This window comes from Bartonella sp. AP30XZML (assembly GCF_042195945.1).
In the GTDB taxonomy this organism is placed as follows: domain Bacteria; phylum Pseudomonadota; class Alphaproteobacteria; order Rhizobiales; family Rhizobiaceae; genus Bartonella.
Window position 1 is genome coordinate 1 of the sequence record NZ_JBHIPJ010000111.1, and the last position, 3,263, is coordinate 3,263.

Annotated in this window: 2 protein-coding genes; both read left to right on the forward strand. The window is 31.5% G+C overall.

Annotation, left to right across the window (positions count from 1 at the left end; genetic code table 11):
- The first annotated feature begins 1,688 nt into the window (after window positions 1-1,688).
- Window positions 1,689-2,330, forward strand: a complete 642-nt coding sequence (locus ACFIL2_RS08585) for a hypothetical protein (protein WP_375639573.1) — start codon at window positions 1,689-1,691, stop codon at window positions 2,328-2,330.
- Between the two features lie 98 nt (window positions 2,331-2,428).
- Window positions 2,429-3,085, forward strand: coding sequence for a hypothetical protein (locus tag ACFIL2_RS08590; protein WP_375639575.1), 657 nt, complete (start codon window positions 2,429-2,431; stop codon window positions 3,083-3,085).
- Window positions 3,086-3,263 lie beyond the last annotated feature (178 nt).

Sequence of the window (3,263 nt, forward strand, 5' to 3'; positions counted from 1 at the left end):
TCAACAATTCCGGTCAAGTGTGTTACTTGATTATCCCAAGGACCACAAGCTGTGAGTATTAACAAACAAAATAAAATAAAATAAAAAACTTCATCATCATAAATCTTTGATTAATATCAAAAGTCTAATAATGTATTTATAATTCAAATTAAAGATACGATTTAAACTTTTAAATAATTTTTTTAGATTGCCTTTAAGAAGTTATACCGTAATCTAAAATGATAGCTTTATTGTTATCAGAAGCTTTGTTTAAAGAGAGTTGTATATATTCATTTTCTTATATTACTTATAGGTTTTGAAGGTGCTTAAAACCTTCAAAATACCTTCAAAACCTCTTTTTATATATATTCTAGATTGTATTTATGTGTTGTTTGTAATATAGGTTGTTTATTTAGATCATTAACGCATTGAAATATAATAACTTTTATTTTTGATTAAAAATAATATATAAAGGGGGATAAAAGGAACCTTCAAAACCCTCTAAACTCATAACTATAATGATCTTGATAGCACTTCTTATGAATTACAAGCTATCTTTTGAAAGGCTTAAAGGAGCATATGCTTTTCATAAAGCACGTTGTAATCATTCTCTAAATCATAAGGTTATCATTCAAAAGAACTGATAAAATTCATAAAAAGGATTTTGATAACGTAATCAGTTTTTAATTTCATATGCTTTTCATAAGACACGTTTTAATGACTCATTAAAATGATCACTTTTGTCAGTTCAATTTACTGACACATAACTGACAAATATATATTATGAATTGAATTTATGGGTTGTCTTTTAATAAAGGTTGCATCATTAAAATTATAACCTATTGAAATATAATGTTTTTAATTTTCTCTCATTTAAAAAAAATAATAGAGGGTCTAAAAAGAACTGACAAAACTGACACAACTGACAAAAGCCTATTAAAAGGGATTTTACTGATCTCTATAATGATCAATCTCTCTTTAGATATTTTCATAACAGGCAATAAATCACAATTATTCTATTTATCGCTTCTCTTATGACAATGAAAAATGATGCCATGGCTATAAAGCATATAACAGTTATAAAGAATGCGTAAAAACAGTAGCTTTGTTTAAATAAAGCAAAAATGCAAATTAATGCATTGGTTATAAGAGCGCGGTGCTTATTAAGGTTGTTTAAATTAGAGCCCCTTATAAACAAAATTCACAAAAAAATTAAAATTCATTTAGTTACAAAATTGATAGGTTATAAAGTTAAAAATATGCATTATGAGAGCGTTTCTAAATATTATAAATGTATAGATTCAGAAAATACGCAGTCGTTTCACAAAGCCCGTAATATAGCTTTAAAAGCACATAAATATAAAAGAAGCAATTAATAGGCATAAGATATTATCAATACACAACGTATTTAAAAAATATCAAAAAAGATAAAATATTGTTTGACAATAAATACGTATTTTGTTATATAAATACTCAAGTGATGAAAACACTAAACAGATAGCGAAGAGGTTGCGATAAACCTAATCCTATTAAAACTGACTATCTTTTATGCTCTAATTAGCATATATGATGATTTTGTCGGGTGTAGCTATGCTATACAATACCCTTCGCGAGGGAAAAGCATAGCAACGGACTATCTGCCGTGTTTTCAACACCCGATACCCTTATAGGGTTTCAATTGAAAACTTTTAAACAGATAGGTTTTAATTATGAAAAATATATCAAACAACACCCCCGTTATCTCTTCCATTTCAAATGCAACCGCGCCTGTTAATAAACAAGAGCCTGCAAAAAAATACGAATTTACAGGAGAGACAATAGAGGTTGGCTTTAAAACCCTTCATAGAATTAGAGCTTTAAGAGATTTTGGAGACGTCAAAAAAGGTGATTTAGGCGGGTTTATACAAAGTGAAAGTAATTTATCACATGATGGCAATTGCTGGGTGGGCGGTAAAGCCAAGGTTTATAGTAATGCAAGGGTTTACGATAATGCCGTTGTAAGTGGGTATGCCCATGTGAATAATATTGCTTGTATTTATGAAAATGCAAGGGTTTATGGCAAGGCGGTTGTGGCTGGCAATATTTATGGCAATGCTCATGTTTATGGCTTTGCACGTATTTATCCGGATGCTCATATTTTTGGTAATGCTCATGTTCATTATTACGCTTGTGTTTTTAATGATACAAAAATTTATGATAATGCGAAAATTTCCGGATATGCTTGTATTTTTCCAAATGTAAAGATTTTTCGCAATGCGGTCATTAAAGGTGACACTTGGGTTCGCAATAATATTGAAGTCTGTAGTAAAGAAATTGTCTATAATGACCAGTCTATAAAAGACGCTGCGTAAATAATGCGCGGGCGCGGCGGGGGCGCCCCTCTTTTAAACATTTCATTTTTAAATTTATCAAATATGAACTTAGGGAGTTACCTATGAACGCTATAACTGTGTCTAAAAAATACGAATTGACTAATGAAACACGTTGTGTGGCTGGTCATACTTTACACCGTATTAAAGCCATTAGAGATTTTGCTGATGTAAAGGCGGGCGACCTCGGCGGTTTTATTGAAAAGGAAAGTAACTTATCACATGATGGTAATTGCTGGGTCTATGATGAGGCTTGTGTTTATAATAATGCTCATGTTTCTGATCACGCTACAGTCTGTGATTACGCTAGTGTTTTCCATAATGCAAAAATTGAAGGCAATGCTAAAGTTTTTGATTGTGCAAAAATTTATGACAATGCAAGGGTTGCTGATCATGCCTTGGTTTTTGGAATAACTTATGTTTACGATCATGCCTGCGTTTTGAATCATGCTGAGGTATCTGACAGGGCTGTTATAAAAGGTCATGCTAAAATCTATGATAACGCTTTATTGACTGGCTATGCGCAAGCTTATGGCAATGCAAGAATTTATGACAATGCTCAAGTTTGGTTTTTTGCTGTGGTTGGTGATGATGCTTGTATTTATGAAAATGCAAAAATTACAGGCTATACATACATTTGTGATCAAGTGAGTGTTTTTGGCAATTCATATATAGATACCAAAAAATTGAATGGTCATATCAAAATTTGTGATCAAACCATAAAAGACGCTGCGTAAATAATGCGCGGGCGCGGCGGGGGCGCCTGCTTTCAAACCCAATTTTTCCATTTCAAATTTTATCAAACGTTTATCACATTAGATTGTGAGGGTATCTCTATGTGCAAAAAATATGAATTAACCAGTGAAATCAAAAAAATCAAACATGCTCTTACTCGAAATATTATAAGCCTTTATC

Coding starts and splice junctions, on each gene's coding strand:
- ACFIL2_RS08585 (WP_375639573.1), top strand. CDS start 1,689: ATGAAAAATATATCAAACAACACCCCCGTTATCTCTTCCATTTCAAAT.